The organism is Pseudomonas sp. SWRI18 (assembly GCF_014268345.1).
GTDB classification, from domain to species: Bacteria; Pseudomonadota; Gammaproteobacteria; order Pseudomonadales; family Pseudomonadaceae; genus Aquipseudomonas; species Aquipseudomonas cedrina.
On record NZ_JACCQQ010000005.1, the window covers coordinates 36,890 to 59,092 of the forward strand.

Consider the following 22,203-nt stretch of genomic DNA (forward strand, 5'->3'; position numbering starts at 1 on the left):
GGCTTAGTTCACAACCTTCTTGAAGTGATCGAAGAAGCTTTGCACATGGCTCGGGTTCAGCTCGTGCAAGGTTGGCGGGTTCCAGCGCGGGCTCTTGTCCTTGTCGATGATCAAGGCGCGCACGCCTTCGATCAGGTCGCCGCGTTCGAACCATTGGCGGTCCAGGTGCAGTTCCAGGGCGAAACATTGCTCCAGGGGCAGGCGACGGCCACGGCGCAGCATCTCCAGGGTGACGGCCATGGCCAACGGCGAGCGGGTTTTCATCAGGTTGGCGGTGGTCAGCCCCCATTCGCGGCTGTCGGCGACGGTCACTTGCTGCAACTGCTCAAGGATGCTTGCGACATCCGGCAGCGCGAAGAAGTGGTCGATGGCGGGGCGCAAGGCGGCCAGCGGCGCATCGGGCAGTCGCTGCACGGCAAGCTTTGCCAGCACGCCCTGCAAGTCTTTGAGCGGCGAGCCATGCCATTGCAGGCCGTCGAGCTTGCGGTCGAGATCGGCGAACCTGGCGCTTTCCAGGTACCAGTCAGCCAGGCCGCAATAGAGCGCGTCGGCGGCGTGAATCTGCACCCCGGTCACGCCCAGGTAGATTCCCAGCTCGCCGGGAACGCGCGACAGGAAATAGCTGCCGCCCACGTCAGGGAAATAACCGATGGCCACTTCCGGCATCGCCAGGCGACTGCGCTCCGTGACCACGCGCAAGTCCGCGCCTTGCACCAGGCCCATGCCGCCGCCCAGGACAAACCCGTCCATCAGCGCCAGGACCGGCTTGCGGTAATGGTGGATGGCCAGGTCCAGTGCGTATTCCTCGACGAAGAAGTCCTGATGCAGGGTATCGCCGTTCTTGAAGCTGTCATACAGCGAGCGAATATCGCCGCCCGCGCAGAAAGCCTTGTCGCCGGCGCCGCGCAGCACCACAGCATATACCTGCGGGTCGTCGGCCCATGCCTGTAGCTGCGACGCCATGCTGCGCACCATCTGCAGGGTGATGGCATTCAAGCCGGCGGGGCGGTTGAGGGTGAGGTGGCCGATATGGTTACGGACCTCGGCAAGCACTTCGTCCTGAAGCGTTTCTGCGTGGCATGCTTCGGATGAAACCTGAGCAGTCATCGATAACTCCCTGCTTTTATTGTCTTTATCAAGATGTTCGCGGGCGAACTCTCTCGTGATCGTACCAGCGCAAATTTGCCCAGTACAACCTTCAATCATGCAGGTCGTTTTTGCATTTATGCAGGCAGTGAACGGGGGACCTCAAGGCACCCGACTGGCCAGCACTTCACCAATGCTCCGGCGCCGGGCATAGGTTTCCGCTGCGTGGATCAACTGTTCAAGCTCGGTGGGCTCCACATCGTAGAACCGCTCAATTTCGGCCAGCGCCAGCTTCAAATCGGCGGCGGTGATGGCGGGGTCGCTAGCGGCGTTGGGGTTGGCCAGGAGTGCAGCCGGTGATTCGGCGGCGCCTTTGGGGTAGCGTGTGCGGGTGGCGTTGTTGTAAGCCAGCGCACAGGCCAGCAAGCCGCCGGCGCCCAGCAGCACGGCGCCCAATTCGTACCAGCCGAGGGCGGCGGAGGCGGGATCGGCCAATACCAGCGTCATGGCCAAGCCCCCGGCAGGTGGGTGCAGGCAGCGCAGCCAGCACATCAATATCACCGTCATGCCCGCCGCCAGGCAAGCGCCGCCCAGGGAAGGCCCCAGCACGCGCGCGACCAGCAAGGCCACCACGCCCGCGCAGAGGTAGCTGCCGATGATCGACCAGGGCTGCGCCAGCGCACCGGATGAGACGGCGAACAACAACACGGCTGAAGCGCCGAGCGGGCCGAGCAGGTGCAGCGCGACGTCCATGCCGAACGCTTTGGAGCACAGCCAGACACTGAACAGGGTACCCAGAGCCATACCGATGGCGGCACGGCTCCATTCGGTGGGGCGGGTGTTGATAGCAGCGGGGAACCAGCGAGCGAGCATTGAAAGAAGATCCATAAACAGCGGGCAAAAAAAAGGCTTGTCTGGTTGCCCGGAAAAGCCCTTTGAAAGTTCCAGCATTTGGGGGAAGGAACGCTGTGCAGTGTGCCGCCCCTGAGGAGCGCGCGCCAATGCATATTAATGAGGGTTGAGTGCAAAAATAATGAGCTGTAACGGCTTCAATTGGACAGCGCACAGGCGTTTTCTGCGCCGTGAGCCGCCGGTACCAACGTCAAGGCTGCGCTGTCTTGTCCAGGTGCAGCAGCACGTAAGGGTTGTGGTCAAACGCTCCGGACAGAGTCGGGGTGATGGCGCGAAAGCGCGGGTCTGTCAGACCTTCATAGTCCGCTTCGCTCATCACCAGCCAGGCGGGCCCCTGGATCGGTTTTAGGTCGCCAGCCTGCTGGGTAAACAACGGCACCTGGTCGCAGTCGAGGTTGACCATGTACTTGATGGCCTTGGCGTCTTTGCCCAAACCGTGCAAGACCACCGGTGCGCGCTGCGCCATCACCTGTTCATGCACTCGGAGGGTAAAGGTGCGGGTGTCATAGACACTGTGCAGCAGCGGCTCGACCACCAGGATATAGGTGCCCCACACCGCCAGTACTGCCACAAACGCGGGGCCGACCGGGCGCAGGCGCGCCTTGAACAGCATGACCAGCGCCAGGGCCTGCAGTGCCGCAAGCGCTCCGAGCACCCAGCCGAGAGCGTTCAACTGTTCCGGGTAGCGCGCACGTGCGATTAACAGGCTGGCGATCAACAGGGTCGGCAACAGCGTCCAGATCCCCAGCATCAGCCCACGCAACCCGGCGAACAGCCGCCCGTGCGCGACGTGGAACGGATACGCCGCAATAATCGCCGCCATGGGCAGCATCGGCAGCACATAACGCGCCTTTTTCGCCTGGGGAATGGACAGGCCTAGCATGACCAGCAGCCCCGCCGCCGCGCAGTACCCCACCAGCCGCAACGCCGGCCCCGGCGCTCGCCGCCCGCTGATCAGCATCGCCAACAACACCAGCAGTGCCATCGGATACGCCATGGCGGCGTTGCCCAGGGAGCTGGTGAAGTAATACAGCACGCCACTGGAGCCTTCGCTGCCATCCATGCGCCCCAGAAACTGCATGCGGATCACGTCCTGCATGAAGCTTTCGCCGCCGCTGAGTTTGGCCATCAGCAACAGCAGACCCACACAGGCCACCAGCAAGGCCAGCGCCAACAAGCCAAAACTGATGAGCTGGCGCCATTGGCGGTTGAGCAGGTAGTAGCTGCACAGCATGCCCGTCGGGATGACCAGGCCAATCGGCCCTCGCACCGCAAAGCCGAGAATCAGCAGCAGGTACACCCAATGCAGGCGCTTGGCCGCGCCGAGGTGGTCATGGGCATAACCCAGGTAGAACACCGCCAAGGCAATTGCCGCCAGCATCTGGTCGAGGGACACCGCGCGGGTTTCGCTGATAAACGTGCTGCTCAGCAACAATACCGCGATGCTCAACACGCCCCAGCGCTGGGAGTAGGGCGCCGTCAGGCGATACACCAGGGTGACGATCGACGCCGAGGCAACCGCCGTGGGCAACCAGGCGGTGAGGCTGGTGACCTCGCCGAAGGGCAAGGACAACAACCAGGTCAGCAGCGTTGAAGTGGCCAGGTAATCCGCATAAGGCTGCCCGTACGTGGTGGGGAAAAAGCCTGGCCCATGGCGCAGCATCTCCTGGGCGAACAGCACGAAGCGTGAGTCGAAGCCAATGATCGCCTGGTGCCAACTGCCGGCGATAAACAGCAACAACGCCAGCAATCCCAAGCCCAGGGATTGGCGGCGGATCGGCGGGCTCAGCAGGGGCGGTCGATCTTTATTCACCTATCAGGCTTCCACAACCTGCGGCAGCCACTGCTGCTGGGGGATCGGCAACTGGCAGGAGTCGCCACGGCCGATCGGGTAATACTGGAAGCCCTTGCGTGCAAGGCGTTCGCCGTCGTAGAGGTTACGTCCGTCAAAGATCACCGGGGTTTTCAGGCGCTGGTGGATCAGGTCGAAGTCCGGCGCCTTGAACTGTTGCCATTCCGTGCAGACGATCAGCGCATCGGCGCCGGTCAAGGTCGACTCGGGCGTACCCATCAGCATCAGGCGCGCTTCGTCAGCGTAGAGGCGCTGGGTTTCCTGCATGGCTTCCGGGTCGAAGGCGCGCACGTTGGCGCCGGCGGCCCACAATGCTTCCATCAGCACGCGGCTGGGCGCATCGCGCATGTCGTCGGTGTTGGGCTTGAACGCCAGGCCCCACAGGGCAAAGGTCTTGCCGCGCAGGTTGCCCTGGAAGAACGCATTGATGCGTTCGAACAATTTGCTCTTCTGGCGCTGGTTGATCGCTTCCACCGCCTCGAGCAGATCGCTGGAGCAGTTGGCCTGCTTGGCGCTGTGGATCAGGGCGCGCATGTCCTTGGGGAAGCATGAGCCGCCGTAGCCGCAGCCGGGGTAGATGAAGTGATAACCGATGCGCGAGTCGGCGCCGATGCCAAGACGCACGGCTTCGATGTCGGCGCCCAGGTGTTCGGCCAGTTCGGCGATCTGGTTGATAAAGCTGATCTTGGTGGCCAGCATGCAATTGGCGGCGTATTTGGTCAGCTCGGCGCTGCGCAGGTCCATGAAGATGATGCGGTCATGGTTGCGGTTGAACGGGGCGTACAGGTCGCGCATCACCTCGCGCACTTCTTCGCGCTCACAGCCGATGATGATGCGGTCCGGGCGGCGGCAGTCGGCGACGGCCGAGCCTTCCTTGAGGAATTCCGGGTTGGAGACGATATCGAACTCCAGGTGTCGGCCAGCCAGGTGCAGGGCCTTTTCGATGTGCGCACGCAGGGTGTCACCGGTGCCGACGGGCACGGTGGATTTCTCCACCAGAATTACCGGGTCCCTGCGGTGCCGGGCCACCGCATCGCCCACCGACAGCACGTACTTCAGGTCAGCCGAGCCATCTTCGTCCGAAGGCGTGCCCACGGCGATAAACAGCACCTCGCCATGCTCGACGGCCAACTTCTCGTCAAAGGTGAAATGCAGGCGCCCGCTCTCCAGGTTCTCCTTCACCATCGCCGCCAGCCCCGGCTCGAAGATGCTCACATGGCCTTGCTGCAACAGCTTGACCTTGTTCTGGTCGACGTCCATGCAAATGACGTCGTGACCCACCTCGGCCAATACAGTGGCCTGCACCAGGCCGACATAACCACTACCAAATACACTGATTTTCATGGGGCATTCCTGGGACTTGTAGCGCTAGCACGACGAGAGTTGATAACCAACACACCGAAGATGACAAGCGCCACCCCCAGGGTCTTTGAAACGGAAAAATCTTCGTTGAACACCGGCAGGCTGGCCGCCAGCAGGTACACCAGCGCATAGCTGACGCTCAGCAATGAATAGGCGCGGCCCAGGGGCAGGTGCTTGAGTGCGCCAAGCCAGCAGAGCATCGACAGCGCATAGGCCAGGATCGCCACGATCACCACGCCAATTGCGCCGAGATCGATACCGCCGTTGTTGAAAGCGCTCAGCCATGCATCGGGCAGCGGCAGGCGCGTCATGCTCCAGCGCATGCCCAGTTGAGCGGCGCTGACCAGGCCGACACTGCCCAAGGCCAAGGCAAAACCTCGAACCCGGCTCATAGGTGGCGCCCCAGCAGCACGACACCGCCGATCACCAGCGCCACGCCCAGCCAGTGACGGCCATCGACGGGCTCATCGAAGACAAAGCGCGCCACCAGTGTGACCAGCACAAAATTCAGGCTGAGCATGGGGTAGGCAACGCCCACTTCCAGGCGCTGCAACACCAGCAGCCATACCAGCAGGCCCAGGCCCAGGCATGCCAGCGCCGACCATAACCAGGGCGAGCGCAGTTTCAGCGCCCAGCCATCCGGCAGGTCGCGCCAGCTTTCCACGGCGAATTTCTGCGAGACCTGGCCCATGCAGGTCAGCAGGCACGCGGCCAATAACAGCAGCAGCGTGATCAAGGCGTCACCTGCGGGAAAATCAGGATCACGATGTTGCCTTGTTCATAACGCTTGCCATCGTTGGGCAGCAAGGCGACTTCGGCCCGCTCATCCTCACCTTTGACCCGCATTACCACGCCGACCGAGCCCTTCTTGCGCGCCTCGTTCATCCATTGCTGGATTTGGGTGGTGTCCACCTGGTGATGGCCGGCATCCGGGTAGGCGAGGCCGTATTTGACTTCGCCGACGGTGTTGTAGAGCGTCACGTCCGGGCGCGCCAGGCGCCATGCCAGCGCCGACGCCGCGCCCAGGTCATTGCTCAGCAGGGCGCTTGCCGGTTGCAGTTCCTGCAGGTGATCGATGATGAATTGATCCGGGGTCTTGTTGTAGACCACCGAATGCGGCAATGCGGCCGGCAGCAACGCCACCAACAGCCAACTGCCAATCACCGGCGCCGCCCACAGCCGCGAAGGCTGCGCCGCTTGCAGCAGGTTGACGAGGATCCATCCGAACAGCGCGGTGAACACCAGCACCAGGCTGAGGTTCTCCTGACCGGGCGCGTAGACCGGCTTCTTCAATTGGAACCAGGTCAGGGCCAGCAGCACCACGAGGCCAATCATCAGGTTCAGCCCGCCGTTGATGCGCAAGGCCCGGTAACGGCCCTGGGCCAATTTGTCAGCCAGGGTGTTGCCCATCAGCAAGGCCAGCGGCAGCAGGCACGGCAGGATGTAGGCCGGCAGCTTGCCCTTGGCCAGGCTGAAGAATGCCAGTGGCATCAACAGCCACAGCAGTACGAAGCCGATGTTTGCGTTGCGTTTGTCCCGCCAGGCCTGGCGCAGGGTTGACGGCAGCAGCGCGATCCACGGCAGGCTGAACGCGACCAGCAGCGGCAGGTAATACCAGAACGGTTCGGCGTGCTGCGCGTCTTCACCGGCAAAGCGCTGGATGTGCTCGTGCCAGAAAAAGAAGTTCCAGTAATCGGGTTCCTGCAGGTGAACGGCCAGTGCCCACGGCAGGCTGACGATAATCGCCACCAACACGGCAACCAGTCCATAGCCCAGTAGTTCACGCAAACGCTTTTGCCAGATCGCGTAGGGCAGGGCGATCAATACCGGCAGCAACCAGGCCAGGAATCCCTTGGTCATGAAGCCCATGCCACAGGCCAGGCCGAGCAATGCCCAAGACCCTAGCCGAGCGCTGCGCGTGGTGCTGTCGAAGCAAAACCACAAGGCTACGCCGGTCAGGTTCACCCAGAAGGTGAACTGCGGGTCGAGGTTGGCATAACCGCCCAGGGCCGCGATGCTGATAAAACTCATGTACAGGAGGCTGCTGACCAGGCTTTTCTGCGGGTCGTTCCACAACCGGCGCGACACCCAGTACACCAGGAGGATACTCAAGCCGGTGCTCAAGGCCGATGCAAAGCGCACGCCGAACAGGTTCTGCCCGAAGATCGCCTGGCCCAGCGCGATCATCCAGTAGCCCGCGGCGGGTTTCTCGAAGTAGCGGATGCCCATGAAGTGCGGCGCGGCCCACTTGCCGGTCAGCAGCATTTCCTGGCTGATCTGCGCGTAGCGGGTTTCATCCGGGATCCACAGGCCATGGGTGGCCAGCGGCAGCAGGTAAAACACAGCAAACGCCAGCAGCAACAGAGGCAGGGCCAGACGTCGGATCATGCCTGTTGCACTCCGAGCCAACCCTCGCGACCGGGCAACGCACCGCGCACCAGGTGTTGCTGGGGCAGGCTGGCCGGGTCGCCGGGCAACAGCTCGCCCAACGGCGTGAAGTCGACGCCTCGCTGCGCTGCCTGGGCGAGCAACCGGCGAAAATCGTTGGCCATCAGTATCCCTTCTACTTCGGCGTGGATCGTGTAGACGTTGAGCCTCGACGCGGCAAAACGATCGAGGATGAAGCGGTTGAAGTCTTTGGCAGCCACCACCGGCCCGACGACTTCGTCGAAGGTCGGCAGGTCTACCGGAATTTGTGGGGTGCCCGCGCTGCCATCGGCCAGGGTTGGACGAAACAGGCTGGAGCCCCGACAATCGCTGTTGTAGCGAAAATTGAAACCCTGCTTGGCTTGCACCACGCGTTCGTCGGCACGCCAGCCGGCGGCGGCTGAACAGTCGACGCGCTCACCGAGGATGTCGCTCAGGGTGTCGACACCCCGGCGGATCTGCTCGACCAGTTGGGCCTCGCTCCAGCGCCCGGTGTTGGCCTGCCAGCCGTGGTGGTCCCAGGCGTGCAGGCCGACTTCGTGCCCGGCGGCCTTGGCCTGGCGCATCAAGTGCCCCAGGTCGCGGCCGATCGGCTTGCCCGGCCAGGCGGTGCCGGCCAGCAAGATATCCCAGCCGTACAGGCCGGCGGCATTGGAACGCAGCATCTTCCACAGGAACTGCGGGCGGATCAGGCGCCACAGGTGGCGGCCCATGTTGTCCGGCCCGACACTGAAGAAGAACGTCGCTTTCACCGAGGCTTCATCCAGGGCTTCGAGCAGCCGCGGCACACCGTCACGGGTGCCACGGTAGGTGTCGACGTCGATGCGCAGGCCAGCCCGCATTATTTGGCTTCTTCGGTAGACTGGGCGATCTCGAGCATGGCCTCGCGCAAGAAGAAATCCAGCGTGTTGCCGATGGTTTCGCTCATCTCAACGGTCGGTGCCCAGTTCAGCAGGCGCTTGGCGTTTTCGATGCTCGGCTTGCGGTGCGCCACGTCCTGGTAACCGGCGCCGTAGAACGCCTTGCTTTCCACATCGCGGAAACCGGCGAACGGCGGGAAGTTGCCGCGCAGCGGGTGGGCTTCGAACTGACGCAGCAGCTCTTCGCCCAGTTGGCGGATGCTGGCTTCGTTCTCCGGGTTGCCGATATTGATGATCTGGCCGTTGCACACGTCATTGTCGTTATCAATGATGCGCGCCAGGGCTTCGATGCCGTCGGCGATGTCGGTGAAGCAACGCTTCTGCTCGCCACCGTCGAACAGGCGGATCGGGGTGCCTTCCACCAGGTTGAGGATCAGTTGGGTGATGGCGCGCGAGCTGCCGATACGCGCCGAATCCAGGCGGTCCAGGCGCGGGCCCATCCAGTTGAACGGACGGAACAGCGTGAAGTTCAGGCCCTTGGCGCCGTAGGCCCAGATCACGCGGTCCAGCAGTTGCTTGGAGACCGAGTAGATCCAGCGCTGCTTGTTGACCGGGCCCACCACCAGGTTGGAGGTGTCTTCGTCGAAGTACTGGTCCTGGCACATGCCATAGACTTCGGAAGTCGACGGGAAAATCACGCGCTTGTTGTACTTGACGCAGTAGCGCACCAGCTTGAGGTTCTCTTCGAAGTCCAGCTCGAATACGCGCAGCGGGTTGCGGGTGTATTCGATCGGCGTGGCGATGGCCACCAATGGCAAGACCACGTCGCACTTCTTGATGTGGTACTCGATCCACTCGGTGTGGATGCTGATGTCGCCCTCCACGTAATGGAAGTTCGGGTGGCTGCGCAGGCGCTCGATGGCGTCGGAGCCGATGTCCAGGCCGTAGACTTCGTAGCGATCGTCACGCAGCAGGCGCTCGGACAGGTGATTGCCGATAAAACCGTTCACGCCGAGGATCAGCACGCGGGTACGGCGCGGCTTGCGGCCGGACTCGGCACCGCGCAGCACGGAGCCGTCGACCAGGCCCAGTTCATTGGCCAACGACGGGCCGGCGAGGTACAGGCCGTTGTCGTTGCGCTGGCCGAAGGTGATCACCAGGGAGTCTTCAGCGCAGGCAATGCGCAGCGGGTTGACGCTGATCACACGGCCGGGCGCCAGGCCTTCGTTGCCCGTGACCACCTCGGCTTGCCACACGATCAACTTGTGCTCGCCCACCGCGCAGAAGGCGCCAGGGTAAGGCTGCGTCACGGCGCGAACCAGGTTGAACAGCGCTTGCGCCGGTTTATTCCAGTCAAGCTTGCCGTCTGCGGCGGTACGGCGGCCGAAATAGGTGGCCTGGCTTTCGTCCTGGGCGGTTTCAGCCAGCTTGCCTTGCGCCAGTTGCGGCAGCGCATCGCGCAGCAGATGGCTGGCGGCCTCGCGCAGTTTGGCGTGCAGGGTCAGGCCTGTGTCGCTGCGTTCGATGGTGACTTTGTGCTGGGCCAGGATCGCGCCGGCATCGGCACGCTTGACCATGCGGTGCAGGGTCACGCCGGTTTCGGTTTCGCCGTTGACCAGCACCCAGTTGGCCGGCGCGCGGCCACGGTATTTGGGCAGCAGCGAGCCGTGCAGGTTGAATGCTCCCTGGCGTGCGGTGGCCAGCAAGGGCTCGCTCAGCAGGTTGCGGTAGTAGAACGAGAAGATGTAGTCCGGGCTCAGCTTGGCGATGCGCTCGACCCACAGCGGGTGGTTGGCGTCTTCCGGGGCGTGCACCGGGATACCGTTGCGTGCGCACAGTTGGGCGACGGAGGCGTAGAAGTTGTTTTCCTTGGGGTCATCGGCATGGGTGAACACGGCAGCAATGTCGTAACCCGTCGCGAGCAGCGCTTCAATCCCGGCACAGCCAATATCGTGGTACGCGAACACAACAGCTTTTGAACTCATGATTGGACCTGATCGGCAGAAGTAGAAGTATGGGAGGACACCAGGCCGTCGACGACGACCACCGGAGCCGGTGCTGCGGGCGTATTGCGCAGCACTTTTTCGATAAAGAAGCGCGGACGGGCGCGCACGTCGCTGTACATGCGGCCCAGGTATTCCCCCAGCAGGCCCATGCCGATGAATTGGCCGCCGGTGAACACGAACAGCACCGCAAACAGCACGAACAAGCCATCTCCCGCCCAGTCGGCGCCGAAGGCCAGGCGCATGACGATCAGCGCAAAGGCAAACAGCATGCCCAGCGCCGCCAGGCTGAAACCGACGATGGACAGCAGGCGCAGCGGGGTCGTAGTCATGCAGGTCAGCAGGTCGAACATCAGGCTGATCAGGCGCATGGCGCTGTATTTGGATTCGCCGTGCTCGCGCTCGGCGTGGTGCACCAGGATCTCGGTGGTGTGACGGGCAAAGCCGTTGGCCAGGATCGGGATAAAGGTACTGCGTTCGCGGCAGGCGAGCATGGCGTCGACGATGGTGCGGCGGTACGCGCGCAGCATGCAGCCGTAATCCGTCATGGCCACGCCGGTGGAACGCTGCACGGCCAGGTTGATCAGGCGCGAAGGCCAGCGGCGAAACGCCGAGTCCTGGCGATTGTTGCGCACCGTGGCGACCACGTCGTAACCGAGGGCGGCCTGTTCCACCAGACGCGGGATTTCTTCCGGCGGGTTCTGCAGGTCGGCGTCAAGGGTGATCACTACGTCGCCGCGGCATTGCTCGAAACCGGCCATGATCGCCGCATGCTGGCCGTAGTTACGGTTGAGGATCACCGCCACCACGTGGCTGCCTTCCTCTACGGCTGCGTCTTCCAGCAATTGCGCCGAATTGTCGCGGCTACCGTCATCCACCAGGATGATTTCGTATTCGTAGGCCAGTTGCTTGCAGGCTGCCGTCGTGCGCAGCAGCAATTGCGGCAGGCTCTCTTCTTCGTTGTAGACCGGTATAACGATCGACACGCAATGAATAGGGTAGGGTTTCAAAGATTCATGACCTCGGGGTTTAAGCAACTTGGAGCATGGAAACAGCAGCAATCATTGGGCGAAAGTCCAGGCCGCAGACCCAGGAGCGCCGCCAAAGGTGAAGTGTAATCAATAGCTTAGACGCTGTAGCGCAGTTAGCGGTGAAGTACTGTGTTCAAGATTAAGCGTAAACATGTGGAACAGATATGAAAGACAGATGAAAAACTCGTTTATTTGACAGGTAGACAGCCAGGGTTCAGCTAGACAACTAAGGGGCCGCCGGCTTTAGTTGCCGGGCGAAATAGGAGCCGTGAACCGGGCATTTGGTTCAACGGGCGCGCCTATGCGCCGTCAATGAATTTTAGTGAAGAATCTTCTCTGCAATGCACCGCAAGTGCCGGTAAAGTAAGCCGTCTCTTGCCAGGGTGATCGGATGAATAGCGTGCAGCTTTTACGCGGCCAGTTGCGGCCGACTTTGTTGGGATCGTTGATCGGGTTGTTGATGACCCTTGCGTGTGCCGCCCCGGCGCAGGCCGACGACGCCCTGGCGCTCACCAGCCTCGACCAGGTGCCGGACGGCGTGGAAGTGCGCGGCAAGCAGATCGCCGCCTATACCTGGGACGACCGCCAAGGCAAGAATCTGTTGGTACTCGCCGAGCAAGTCAGCGAGCGGGACGACGACGGCACGCAGTCGGCGTTCGTGTACGCGGCCCAATACCTGATCGACGGCAACCGTCCCAAGCGCGTGTGGATGCTCTACGACGACGTGCAGCATTGCCAATTCGATGCCTCCCTGCGCTTCGACAGAGCCGCGACCAAAGTCACCGACTTGAGCGGCGATGGCATCACCCAGGCGACCGTGGGGTATTCGCGCACCTGCACCAGCGACGTCAGCCCCAACGAATTCAAGCTGATCATGCATGTCGGCAAGGCGCAGAAGTACCGTTTGCGCGGTGTCGACCGCTACGGCGCGGCCTGGTGGGATGAAGAGGCCGGTGCGCTGCGCGGCATGCCGTTGCCCAAGGACTGCAGCGTGGCCGGGCAGCAGGCGCTGGTCAGCCAGTACAAGGAGCAGGGCACCGAGTTGCCGTTGCCAGGCTGTTATGGCGATGAGAAAGACTTTGCCAAGGCGCCAGAGGCTTACCTGGCGTTCATGCGCGAGCACTGGTTCGCCCTGATGCAGAAACAGGACAGCGAATGGAGCCAGGCCCAGCTCCAACCGCAGGCACCCACCGAGGAAGACGATACGGCCCCGTGACTTGGTGCCAGGGCCGTTCCCGGGTTAGACTCAGCCTTCGCCAATTCACTAAATACCCCGATTTAACAAAGGCTTGTTCGAGGTATTTAATCCAAAGGCTGATCTACATTGACTGAGTCTATCCGCAACCCACTGACCCTGTACCTGACCCGCCTGGCCCCCTCCAGCCAACTGACCATGCGCTATGTGCTGCAAGACGCAGCCGACCGCCTGGGCTTCGAGGACATCAACCTTGAAGACATCGACTGGCACCTGTTGCAACCCGAACACGTCATTGCCCTGGTCGCCGCGTTACGTGAGGACGGTTACGCGCCGAATACCTCATCGCTGTACGTCAACGCGGTACGCGGGGTGATGAACGAAGCCTGGCGCATGAACCTGATCAGCCAGGAACACCTGTTGCGCATGCGCACGGTCAAGGCCGCCTCCGGCACGCGATTGAGCCAGGGCCGCAACCTGCGGCGCAGCCTGATCCGCGAAATGATGGAAGTCTGCGCCGCCGACCCACGCCCGCAGGGCCTTAGGGATGCAGCGGTGATCGGCATTCTCTACGGCTCGGGCATGCGCAAGTCGGAGTCGGTCAACCTCGATCTGGCGCAGCTTAACTTCGAGGAACGCAGCCTGCGGGTGATCGGCAAGGGCAACAAGGAGTTGATCAAGTACGCGCCGGATTGGGCGTTCGCCAAGCTGCAGGCATGGCTGGCGTTTCGGCGCGAGCAGCTCAAGGAAGGCGAGCAGGACGACAGTTTCCTGTTCAACCGCATCCGTCGCGGCAGCCATATCACCCGTGAGCGCATCACCAAGCATGCGATCTACTACATCGCCCGCCAGCGCGGTGAGCAGGTGGGGGTGAAAATCATGCCCCATGATTTTCGCCGCTCGTTCATCACGCGGGTGATCGAAGAGCACGATTTATCGATCGCGCAGAAGTTGGCGCACCACACCAATATCCAGACCACCGCCAGTTATGATGTGCGCGACGATAATGAGCGGCGGCGGGCGGTGGATCGGTTTGATCTGTGATCGCTGGAAGAACTGAGATCCAAATGTGGGAGCGGGCTTGCTCGCGAATGCGGTGTGTCAGTCAATGCATATTTATCTGATACACCGCATTCGCGAGCAAGCCCGCTCCCACAGGGGATTTGCGCAAGGGTTAGAGAATGGGCTTACCACCGGTCACCGCATAACGCGAGCCGGAGATATAACTGGCCTCATCCGACGCCAGCAGCACATAAATCGGCGCCACCTCCACAGGCTGGCCAGGCCGGCCCAGCGGGGTTTCGGCGCCAAAATTCTGCACATCCTCATCGGTCATGGTCGCCACAATCAACGGCGTCCAGATCGGCCCGGGCGCTACGCTGTTGACCCGGATGCCCTTGCTGCCGAGCAACTGCGCCAGGCCACCGGTGAAGTTGGCAATCGCGCCTTTGGTCGCGGCATAGGGCATCAGGGTCGGCTTGGGCATGTCCGAATTGACGGACGTGGTGTTGATGATCGAACTGCCGGCCTGCATATGCGGCACGGCGGCCTTGCAGATACGAAACATCGCCGTGATGTTGATATCGAAGGTCTTGACCCATTCTTCGTCCGAGATTTCCTCAAGCGTTTCGTGGCTCATCTGGAACGCGGCGTTGTTGACCAGCACATCGATGCGGCCGAATTTTTCGACCGTCTTGTCGACCAACTCCTGACACACGCTTTTCTGTGCAATATCACCGGGGAGCAGCAGGCACTGGCGCCCGGCTTCTTCGACCCAGCGCGCGGTTTCCTTGGCATCGTCGTGCTCCTCCAGGTAAGCGATCGCCACATCGGCACCTTCACGAGCAAACGCGATGGCGACCGCACGGCCGATACCGCTGTCGGCGCCAGTGATCAGTGCGATTTTGTTGGCCAACCGACCCGAGCCTTTGTAACTCTGTTCGCCGCAATCGGGGTAGGGATCCATTTTTTTCTGGGAGCCGGGCACGGATTGAGTCTGAGGTGCGAACGGTGGGCGAGGATAGTCAGTCATGTTTAATCTCCATAGTTATCAGAGGTGCTATGGGATTAGTAGTTGGCAGGCGAGCGATAGTTGTAGTGGATGCCGGTCGGGCCCGACGAATGGTGCATCGGGCCCATGCGTCTCAGGAGGAGGGCGGTGCGCTGGCCAAGTGAGCCGGCAGGCGGCGCAGGGTCCATATCACGGTCAGCATCGCCGCGACGGCGCACAGCGCGATGCCGACCAACATCGGCGCGGGGGTGTGATCGGCAAACACGCCGACCAGGCTCATCGACACGGCAGCGGTGATCATCTGGATCGCCCCGAGCAAGGCTGACGCAGAGCCGGCCACGGCACCATGATCCTCGAGGGACAATACGCCAGCCGCCGGCAGCAGCAGGCCCAGAAAGCCGAAGCCGATAAACAGCAGCGTCATCATCAAGACCAGGCTGTCGACCCACAGGGTGGTAATCGCCAGCACTACCATCACCGCCGCTACCGCCACCACAGACCCGCGTATCAACGGGGCCAGGCCAAAGCGCGCGCTGAGGCGGGCGGTCAGTTGGCTCATGGCGAAGAACGACGCGGCGTTCAGGGCAAAGCACAGGCTGAACTGCGTAGGCGTCAGACCGAAATACTCGATGTACACGAACGGCGCGCTGCCGATAAACACAAAGAACGTAGCCAGCCCGAAGCCGCAGACCACCGATAAACCGATGAACACCGGATCGCGCAGCAGCGCCCCATAACTGCTGAACGCGTTGCCCAGGGTCTTGCCCAACCGGCGTTCGGCGGGGTGGGTTTCCGGCAGTTGCAGGATGGTCATCAGCAGGCATGCCACGGCCACGACCGCCAATACGGCAAACACTTCCCGCCAGCTCCACAGCGAGATTATCAGGCTGCCGGCCAGCGGCGCGAGGATCGGCGAGACACTCATCACCAGCATCAGCAGCGCCATCAGTTTCGCGGCTTCATGGCCGGTGTACAGGTCGCGCACGATCGCCCGCGGAATCACCATGCCCGCGCAGGCGCCGAAGGCCTGCAGGGCACGAAAAGCGATCAGCGTTTCGATGTCGGGTGCCAAGGCACAGCCCACACTGCCCACGGCGAAGATCACCAGGCCGATATAGATCGGCGGCTTGCGCCCGAACACATCACTGAGTGGCCCGTAGAACAGTTGGCACACACCAATGATGACGAAGAACACCGTGAGGCTCATCTGTACCAGCGTCGGCGAGGCGTGCAGGCTGGCGCCCAGGGTTGGCAGGGCCGGTAGGTAGATGTCGATGGCGAAGGGGCCGACGGCGGTGATCAGCCCCAGCAGCAGGGCGAGATGGGCGATACGTCGAGACATGGGGCAGTTCCGGGCGAAGCAAAGGGCCGCCAGCTTAAGGGATCCGCGCAAATCCGCAAACTCAGGCTTAACTAACGGACAGCCGCTGCCGATAACGTTATCAGCGACGCTCAAAGGGCTGGGTTCCCAACCGGCCGCAGGCTACGGGGATAACAGGCATGACGATCAAATTACGCTTGATGCTGTTGATAGCGACCGGGCTGCTCACTGCGCTGATCATGAGCCTGGTCAGCTACGTGGGAAATATGCGTATGGACCAGGCCGTGCAGGACAGCGAGGTCAGCATGACGGTGCTGCGCAACCACATGGAGGCCGACATGATGCACGATGCCCTGCGCGCCGACGTGTTGTCGGCGATGCTGGTGGGGTTGGGCAAGAGTGCCACCACCAAGGCCGAGGTCAACAGCGCACTGAAGGAGCACGCCGAGCACTTTCGCCAGGTGCTCGGCGATAACTTCAAGCTGCCGGTGGAAGATACGATCAAGGCAGGCCTGGAGAACATCAAGCCCAGCCTTGAAACCTACATCAGCACCGGTGAACGTATTGTCGCACTCGCGCTGGACGATCCCGAAGCCGCGCGCGGACAATTGGATACCTTCCATGCCGCTTTCAGCCAGCTGGAAGACCAGATGGCGAACCTGAGCGAACTGATCGAGAGCCACACCCAGCGGGCCAGTGCCAGCACACAACAGGCCATCCACACCGCCAACTTCACTCTGGGAGCGGTGTTGATTGCCAGCCTCTTATTGCTGTTGGCACAGGGGCGCTGGGTCATTTTAAGCATCATGGGCCCGTTACAGGCGGCCAGCCGCATTGCTGCCAGTATCGCGCGCGGCAACTTGAGCGAAGCAATTGTCGAACCCAAGCGCAAGGACGAAGCCAGCTCGTTGATCCGCAGCCTCGCCACCATGCAACGCGACCTGCGCGGCATGATCGAAGTGGTGCGCAGCAACGCCCAGGGCGTCAATGGCATGAGCGAGCAGCTGAGCCACGGCTGCCATGAAGTCGCCGACAGCAGCCAGCAGCAAAGCGCGGCCGCCAGCACCATGGCCGCCGCCGCGAGTGAAATGACCGCCAGCATCGAGGAAATCACCCGGCACGCCGGGCGCGCCCTGGACATGGCCAACCAGGCAGAGACCCTGGCCAAGGAAGGCGGCCGGGTGATTCATCAGGTGGTCAGTGACATGGACGGCATCGCCCGTTCCGCGCAGCAATCGGCCCTGGTAATCCGCACGCTGGACAAAGAGTCCGAGGCGATTTTCAGCATTATCCAAGTGATCAAAGGGATCGCCGACCAAACCAACCTGCTGGCCCTGAACGCCGCAATCGAGGCCGCGCGCGCCGGTGAGCAGGGGCGCGGTTTCGCGGTGGTCGCCGATGAAGTGCGCAGCCTCGCAGGACGCACCAGCGCGTCGACCCAGGAAATCGCCAGCATGGTCGGCCGCATCCAGCAGAGCACGCGCGAAGCGGTCACCAGCATGGAGGAGGGCGTTGCCCAAGTGGATAAAGGCATGGCGGTGACCGCCGAGGTGGAGCGGGCGATCCGCGAGATTCTGCAGGCCACCTTGAGTACCACCGAAATGGTCAACGATATCTCGCGTACGATCGGCGAGCAGAGCCTGGCCAGCAATGAAATCGCGCACCAGGTGGAGATGATTGCGGGGATGTCGGCCAGCAACAGCCGCATCATTGGGGAAACCGCCTCTACCACCGATGAGCTGTCGGGTTTGGCCGGCAAGTTATCGCAGTCCGTGGATCGCTTCAGCTTGTAACGCAGGCAACCTTGCCTGATTTAAACCGGCGTTCGACCGACCGGCCCACTACGGGCCGGTTTTTTTTGTGCGTTACGCAGGTTTCATTGATCGACTATCGCAAAAAAAGATTGAATATTCACACCTAATGTTATTTAAATAACAAAACAAGAGCGGCATGATCGGCCTGGTCGTGCTGCAACAAGGTGGGATAGCAATGAGCAAGATCGCAGTCATCGGCAGCAACATGGTGGATTTGATTACCTATATCGACCGCATGCCGGCCCAGGGCGAAACCCTGGAAGCGCCGGGCTTTGCCCTCGGTTGTGGCGGCAAGGGGGCCAACCAGGCCGTGGCGGCCGCCAAGCTTGGCGCCGATGTCCTGATGCTGAGCAAGGTCGGCGACGACATGTTTGCCGACAACACCGTGGCCAACTTCCAGCGCTTTGGCATCGACACCCGTTATGTTCAGCGCGTGCCGGGCGTTTCCAGCGGCGTCGCGCCGATCTTCGTCCGGGCCGATTCCCATAACAGCATATTGATCGTCAAAGGCGCCAATGCGCATTTGTCGCCGGCGGACATCGATGCCGCCGCGGCCGACCTGCGCGAATGCACGCTGATCGTGCTGCAACTGGAGATCAACCTGGAGACGGTCTACCACGCCATCGAATTCGCTCAGCGCAACGCCATCGCGGTGCTGCTCAACCCGGCACCCGCCCTGGCCGGGCTGAGCGCCGAGCACTTGGCGCAGCTTGACTTCCTGATCCCCAACGAATCGGAACTGGCGTTGATTAGCGGCCAGGTGGTGGACTCGCCTGCGACAGCCCAAATCGCCGCGCGTAGCCTGGTGGCCAGCGGCATTCGCCATGTGATCGTCACCCTCGGCGAACACGGTGCGCTGTATGTGGGCGAGGAGGGCGAGTTCCAAGTGCCTGGCGTACAGGTGGCGGCCCGTGACACCACCGGGGCCGGCGATGCCTTTATCGGTTGCTTCATCCATCACTGGAACCGCGACGGTCATATCCGTCAGGCCATGGAGCAGGCCGTGGCGTATTCCGCCTGCTCGGTCATGGGATTGGGTACGCAGACGTCTTACCCCGACGCCGAAACGTTCGAGCGCTTCCAGCAACAGCGATAACACCTTCAAACCAGCCCGGAGAACAATAATGAACAAACCTGCGCTGCAACAGACACCCGATGGTTTCTACCTGAACCGCACGCCCTGGTTCGCCTTTATCCTGCTGTGCAGCATTTTTGCACTGTGGGCCGCGGCTGCCAGCATGAACGATGTGCTGATCGCGCACTTCAAGAAAGCGTTTTTGCTCAGTGATTTCCAGACCGCCTTTGTGCAGTCGGCGTTTTACCTGGGCTACTTTTTCGTGGCGATTCCGGCCGCGATGGTGGTGCGTCGCTTCAGCTACAAAAGCACGATCCTGATCGGGTTGATGCTGTATATGTTCGGCTGCCTGTTGTTTTTCCCGGCGGCCTCCACGGCCAAGTACGGCATGTTCCTGCTGGCGCTGTTTGTGATCGCTGCCGGCCTGTCGTTCCTGGAAACCGCCTGCAACACCTACTCGACACTGATGGGACCACGGGAAACCGGGACCCGGCGCTTGAACATCTCGCAGACCTTCCACCCCTTCGGTGCGATGACCGGGGTGTACGTGGGCAGCTTTGTGATGTTCAAGGACACCGACGCCACCACTGAACAACTGACGCAGATGAGCGCTTCCGAGGCGGCGGTGCAGCAGTTGCAAATGATCCAGTCCACACTGTTGCCCTACAAGTGGATGATCGCCGTGCTGGTGCTGGTATTTATCCTGATCGCCATTACCCGGTTTCCCGCCTGCAAGGGTAATCAGCCCGCAGGCAGCAAGCCTGGCAGCCTGCGTCAGAGCCTGGGCCGGCTGTGGCGTAACCCGCGCTTTACCTTTGGCGTGTTGGCGCAGTTTCTCTACGTGGGCGCGCAAGTCGGTGTCTGGAGTTTCACCATCCGCCTGGCCATGCAAATGGGCGGTATGAATGAGCGCAGCGCTTCCTGGTTTCTGCTGACCACCTTTGCCGCCTACTTTGTTGGCAAGATGATCGCCAACCTGTTGATGCGGCGCTTGCATCCGGCCAAGGTATTGGCGATCTACGGTGTGCTGTGCATTGTGCTGCTGGCCTACACGATTCTGGTGCCGAACATTTCGGCGGTGTATGCAGCAGTCGGCGTGAGCATTTTCCTCGGCCCGTGCTGGCCGACCATCTACGGCCTGACCATTGATGGCCTGGGTGAAGACACCGGCGTCGGCGGTTCCTTGCTGGTGATGAGCATTGTCGGCGGCGGCGTGATCCCGATCTTCCAGGGCCTGTTGTCCGACGCCAGCGGCGGCAATATGCAACTGGCCTACAGCGTGCCGTTGCTGTGCTTTATCGTGATTGTGATGTATGCGCTCAAGTGCATGCGCCAATCCAACAGCTTGCCGGTAGGCGCGGCGGGGGCGGTGGCCTCATGAATACGCGTATCCCGCTATACCCTGCGCTGTTTGGCGAGCAGGAGAAAACCCTGCTGCAATCGCCGGCATTCAAGGTCAGCGCCTGGACTTACCCCTCCGGCGTGCTGGCCCTGAGTCTTGAAAACAGCCGTGGAAGGTTGGTGGTTTTGCCTTATCAGGGGCAGATGATCTGGTCAGCCGTGTTCGACGGTTGCGACCTGACCATGAGCAACCTGTTCGAGCACCCCAGGCCCAGCCCGACGATCATTGATACCTATGGCTGCTTCATGTTTCACAGCGGCTTGCTGCGCAACGGTTGCCCGGCGGCGGATGACACCCATGCCTTGCACGGCGAGATGCCATGCGCGCCGATGGACACGGCCTGGCTTGAAATCGACGAGGGCATTTTGCGCCTGGGCGGTTCTTACCAATATGCCAAGGGGTTCGGCGATCGCTACCGGGCGAGCCCCTGCGTGACACTGCGCGCCGATTCGGCCTTGTTCGATATCGGTATGGACGTGACGAACCTGGCCGGCAAGCCCATGGACCTGATGTACATGGCCCACATGAACTACGCCTTCGTGACTGGTGGGCGTTTTGTCGAGCCGCAGGGCATGCAGCGCATGCGCCTGCGCACCAGCGTGCCGGACCACGTCAAGCCAACCCCGGCCTGGAGCGCCTATATGGCGCAACTGGCCGAGCAACCGGCTCAATTGGCCTGCCTTGAGCAGCCGACACTGTACGACCCGGAGATCGTGTTTTTCTTCGATGGCGTAGGTACGGATACCGCGGGCCAGGCGCACTTTCTGCTGGATCATCCCGACGGAGCGGCGTTCTACACCCGTTACCGTCCCGAGCAGTTCGAGCATGCCGTGCGCTGGATCCTGTACACGCCGGATCAGCAAGTGGCGGCGTTCGTGCTGCCGTCCACCTGCGAGCCCGAGGGCTATAACGCAGAGAAAGCCAAAGGTCACGTGCGCGAACTGGCGGCTGGAGCCAGCGCTTCGTTCAGTGTCACCACCGGTTACTTGAATGCGCAGGAACGGCAGAAACTGTTGGGTTAAACCAACAATTGCGCACCGTTGGCCTGGATGACGTCCCTATAGCCGCGCGGGATTTTCTTGTCGCTGACCACGTACTGAAAGTCTTGCAGAGCGGCGAAGTAAGCGGTGCGCACGGTGTCGAACTTGCTGAAATCGGCGAGCAATACGCGTTGCTGGGCTTGGCGCATGACCTTTTGCTTGACCTCGACTTCATTGAAGTTGAAGCACGTGACGCCGAATTCCTGGCTGACGCCGGCGGCAGTCACGAAGGCCCACGTCAGGCGCACGCTGTCGAGAATGCTGCTTTCGGCACTGTTTTCGAAGACCTGGTTCTTGCGGTGGAAGGTGCCGCCGCACAACACGATGTGGCAATTGGGCTTGTTCTGCAGCTTGAGCAGCACGTTCAACGAACTGCACACCGCGGTGAACTCCAGCGCATCGGGGATGAAATCCACGACAAACGGCGAAGTGGTGCCGCAGTCGAAAAAGACCGTGTCGCCTGGCTGGATCAACGGGGCGGCGAGTTTACCGATACGGCGCTTTTCCTCGACGTGGCGCGTGTCCTGCTCGGCTACCCGGTAATCGCCGACCTCGTTGCCCACCCGGGTGATGTAGCCACCCAACAGCCGCAGGTGCTCGCTGAAGTGGTTGAGATCGCGGCGCAGGGTCATCTCGGAAACGTCCAGCAGGGCGGCCATTTCCTTCAAGTGAATGGCGTTCTGGTCTTGCAGGGCTTGTTGGATAAGCTTCAGTCGCTCGGCTTTTCTACTGTCCACGAGTATTCCAGGGCTTGATTGTTGATGTTAAATAAGTAACATTAAATGTGAATATTGCAACTATAAAAGTGAGCG

19 protein-coding genes are annotated in these 22,203 nt (G+C 61.7%); 6 read left to right on the forward strand and 13 right to left on the reverse strand.

Translation table 11 applies throughout. The annotated features are described in order from the left end of the window. Positions 1 to 3: 3 nt before the first annotated feature. From H0Z09_RS07790 to arnC, 10 genes are all read right to left on the reverse strand, one after another. The gene (locus tag H0Z09_RS07790) at positions 4 to 1,107 is read right to left on the reverse strand and encodes an enoyl-CoA hydratase/isomerase family protein (RefSeq protein WP_186689353.1); all 1,104 of its coding nucleotides are present in this window, start codon (positions 1,105 to 1,107) and stop codon (positions 4 to 6) included. 141 nt (positions 1,108 to 1,248) lie between these two features. Continuing rightward, positions 1,249 to 1,959: an HPP family protein gene (locus tag H0Z09_RS07795; RefSeq protein ID WP_186689355.1), complete on the reverse strand. Its 711-nt coding sequence runs from the start codon at positions 1,957 to 1,959 to the stop codon at positions 1,249 to 1,251. Positions 1,960 to 2,188: 229 nt separating this feature from the next. Then, positions 2,189 to 3,811 carry a glycosyltransferase gene (locus H0Z09_RS07800; protein ID WP_186689357.1) on the reverse strand — a complete coding sequence of 541 codons (1,623 nt, stop codon included), beginning with the start codon at positions 3,809 to 3,811 and terminating at the stop codon, positions 2,189 to 2,191. Between the two features lie 3 nt (positions 3,812 to 3,814). Further along, complete coding sequence (locus tag H0Z09_RS07805) at positions 3,815 to 5,194, reverse strand: UDP-glucose/GDP-mannose dehydrogenase family protein (RefSeq protein WP_076954985.1); 1,380 nt, start codon at positions 5,192 to 5,194, stop codon at positions 3,815 to 3,817. After that, positions 5,191 to 5,604, reverse strand: a complete 414-nt coding sequence (gene arnF / locus H0Z09_RS07810) for a 4-amino-4-deoxy-L-arabinose-phosphoundecaprenol flippase subunit ArnF (protein WP_186689359.1) — start codon at positions 5,602 to 5,604, stop codon at positions 5,191 to 5,193. Before arnF ends, H0Z09_RS07805 begins: the two co-directional genes overlap by 4 nt. Further along, positions 5,601 to 5,948: a 4-amino-4-deoxy-L-arabinose-phosphoundecaprenol flippase subunit ArnE gene (gene arnE, locus H0Z09_RS07815; protein ID WP_186689362.1), complete on the reverse strand. Its 348-nt coding sequence runs from the start codon at positions 5,946 to 5,948 to the stop codon at positions 5,601 to 5,603. The genes arnF and arnE overlap by 4 nt, the downstream gene beginning before the upstream one ends. Beyond that, positions 5,945 to 7,600, reverse strand: a complete 1,656-nt coding sequence (gene arnT / locus H0Z09_RS07820) for a lipid IV(A) 4-amino-4-deoxy-L-arabinosyltransferase (RefSeq protein ID WP_186689365.1) — start codon at positions 7,598 to 7,600, stop codon at positions 5,945 to 5,947. Before arnT ends, arnE begins: the two co-directional genes overlap by 4 nt. Beyond that, positions 7,597 to 8,481 (reverse strand): 4-deoxy-4-formamido-L-arabinose-phosphoundecaprenol deformylase, encoded by an 885-nt coding sequence (arnD, locus tag H0Z09_RS07825; RefSeq protein WP_186689367.1) that lies wholly within the window; start codon positions 8,479 to 8,481, stop codon positions 7,597 to 7,599. Before arnD ends, arnT begins: the two co-directional genes overlap by 4 nt. Further along, positions 8,481 to 10,484 carry a bifunctional UDP-4-amino-4-deoxy-L-arabinose formyltransferase/UDP-glucuronic acid oxidase ArnA gene (gene arnA / locus H0Z09_RS07830; protein WP_186689370.1) on the reverse strand — a complete coding sequence of 668 codons (2,004 nt, stop codon included), beginning with the start codon at positions 10,482 to 10,484 and terminating at the stop codon, positions 8,481 to 8,483. Before arnA ends, arnD begins: the two co-directional genes overlap by 1 nt. Continuing rightward, positions 10,481 to 11,512: an undecaprenyl-phosphate 4-deoxy-4-formamido-L-arabinose transferase gene (gene arnC / locus H0Z09_RS07835; protein WP_076954991.1), complete on the reverse strand. Its 1,032-nt coding sequence runs from the start codon at positions 11,510 to 11,512 to the stop codon at positions 10,481 to 10,483. The genes arnA and arnC overlap by 4 nt, the downstream gene beginning before the upstream one ends. 412 nt (positions 11,513 to 11,924) lie before the next feature. Here arnC and H0Z09_RS07840 point away from each other — a divergent pair, with 412 nt between their 5' ends. Both H0Z09_RS07840 and H0Z09_RS07845 read left to right on the forward strand, forming a co-directional pair. Further along, positions 11,925 to 12,749: a hypothetical protein gene (locus H0Z09_RS07840; RefSeq protein ID WP_186689372.1), complete on the forward strand. Its 825-nt coding sequence runs from the start codon at positions 11,925 to 11,927 to the stop codon at positions 12,747 to 12,749. 108 nt (positions 12,750 to 12,857) lie between these two features. Then, positions 12,858 to 13,772, forward strand: coding sequence for a tyrosine-type recombinase/integrase (locus tag H0Z09_RS07845; protein WP_076954993.1), 915 nt, complete (start codon positions 12,858 to 12,860; stop codon positions 13,770 to 13,772). A gap of 130 nt (positions 13,773 to 13,902) precedes the next feature. Here the strand turns inward: H0Z09_RS07845 and H0Z09_RS07850 are convergent, their stop codons facing one another. Then, positions 13,903 to 14,760, reverse strand: a complete 858-nt coding sequence (locus H0Z09_RS07850; protein ID WP_186689373.1) for an SDR family oxidoreductase — start codon at positions 14,758 to 14,760, stop codon at positions 13,903 to 13,905. Positions 14,761 to 14,872: 112 nt separating this feature from the next. Beyond that, positions 14,873 to 16,081, reverse strand: coding sequence for a multidrug effflux MFS transporter (locus H0Z09_RS07855; RefSeq protein WP_186689374.1), 1,209 nt, complete (start codon positions 16,079 to 16,081; stop codon positions 14,873 to 14,875). 158 nt (positions 16,082 to 16,239) lie between these two features. Between H0Z09_RS07855 and H0Z09_RS07860 the strand changes: the two genes are divergently transcribed. The 4 genes from H0Z09_RS07860 to H0Z09_RS07875 all read left to right on the forward strand — a co-directional run bounded on the left by H0Z09_RS07860 (position 16,240) and on the right by H0Z09_RS07875 (position 21,373). Next, positions 16,240 to 17,853: a methyl-accepting chemotaxis protein gene (locus H0Z09_RS07860; RefSeq protein ID WP_186689375.1), complete on the forward strand. Its 1,614-nt coding sequence runs from the start codon at positions 16,240 to 16,242 to the stop codon at positions 17,851 to 17,853. A 196-nt stretch (positions 17,854 to 18,049) separates the two neighbouring features. Next, the gene (gene rbsK, locus H0Z09_RS07865; RefSeq protein WP_186689376.1) at positions 18,050 to 18,970 is read left to right on the forward strand and encodes a ribokinase; all 921 of its coding nucleotides are present in this window, start codon (positions 18,050 to 18,052) and stop codon (positions 18,968 to 18,970) included. A 28-nt stretch (positions 18,971 to 18,998) separates the two neighbouring features. Beyond that, a complete protein-coding gene (gene fucP / locus H0Z09_RS07870; RefSeq protein WP_186689377.1) occupies positions 18,999 to 20,330 on the forward strand; it encodes an L-fucose:H+ symporter permease in 1,332 nt (443 codons plus the stop codon). After that, entirely contained in the window at positions 20,327 to 21,373 is a 1,047-nt protein-coding gene (locus H0Z09_RS07875; RefSeq protein ID WP_186689378.1) for an aldose 1-epimerase family protein, read from the forward strand. The genes fucP and H0Z09_RS07875 overlap by 4 nt, the downstream gene beginning before the upstream one ends. Here the strand turns inward: H0Z09_RS07875 and deoR are convergent. Then, positions 21,370 to 22,128, reverse strand: a complete 759-nt coding sequence (gene deoR / locus H0Z09_RS07880) for a DNA-binding transcriptional repressor DeoR (RefSeq protein ID WP_186689381.1) — start codon at positions 22,126 to 22,128, stop codon at positions 21,370 to 21,372. The genes H0Z09_RS07875 and deoR overlap by 4 nt on opposite strands. Positions 22,129 to 22,203: the final 75 nt, after the last annotated feature.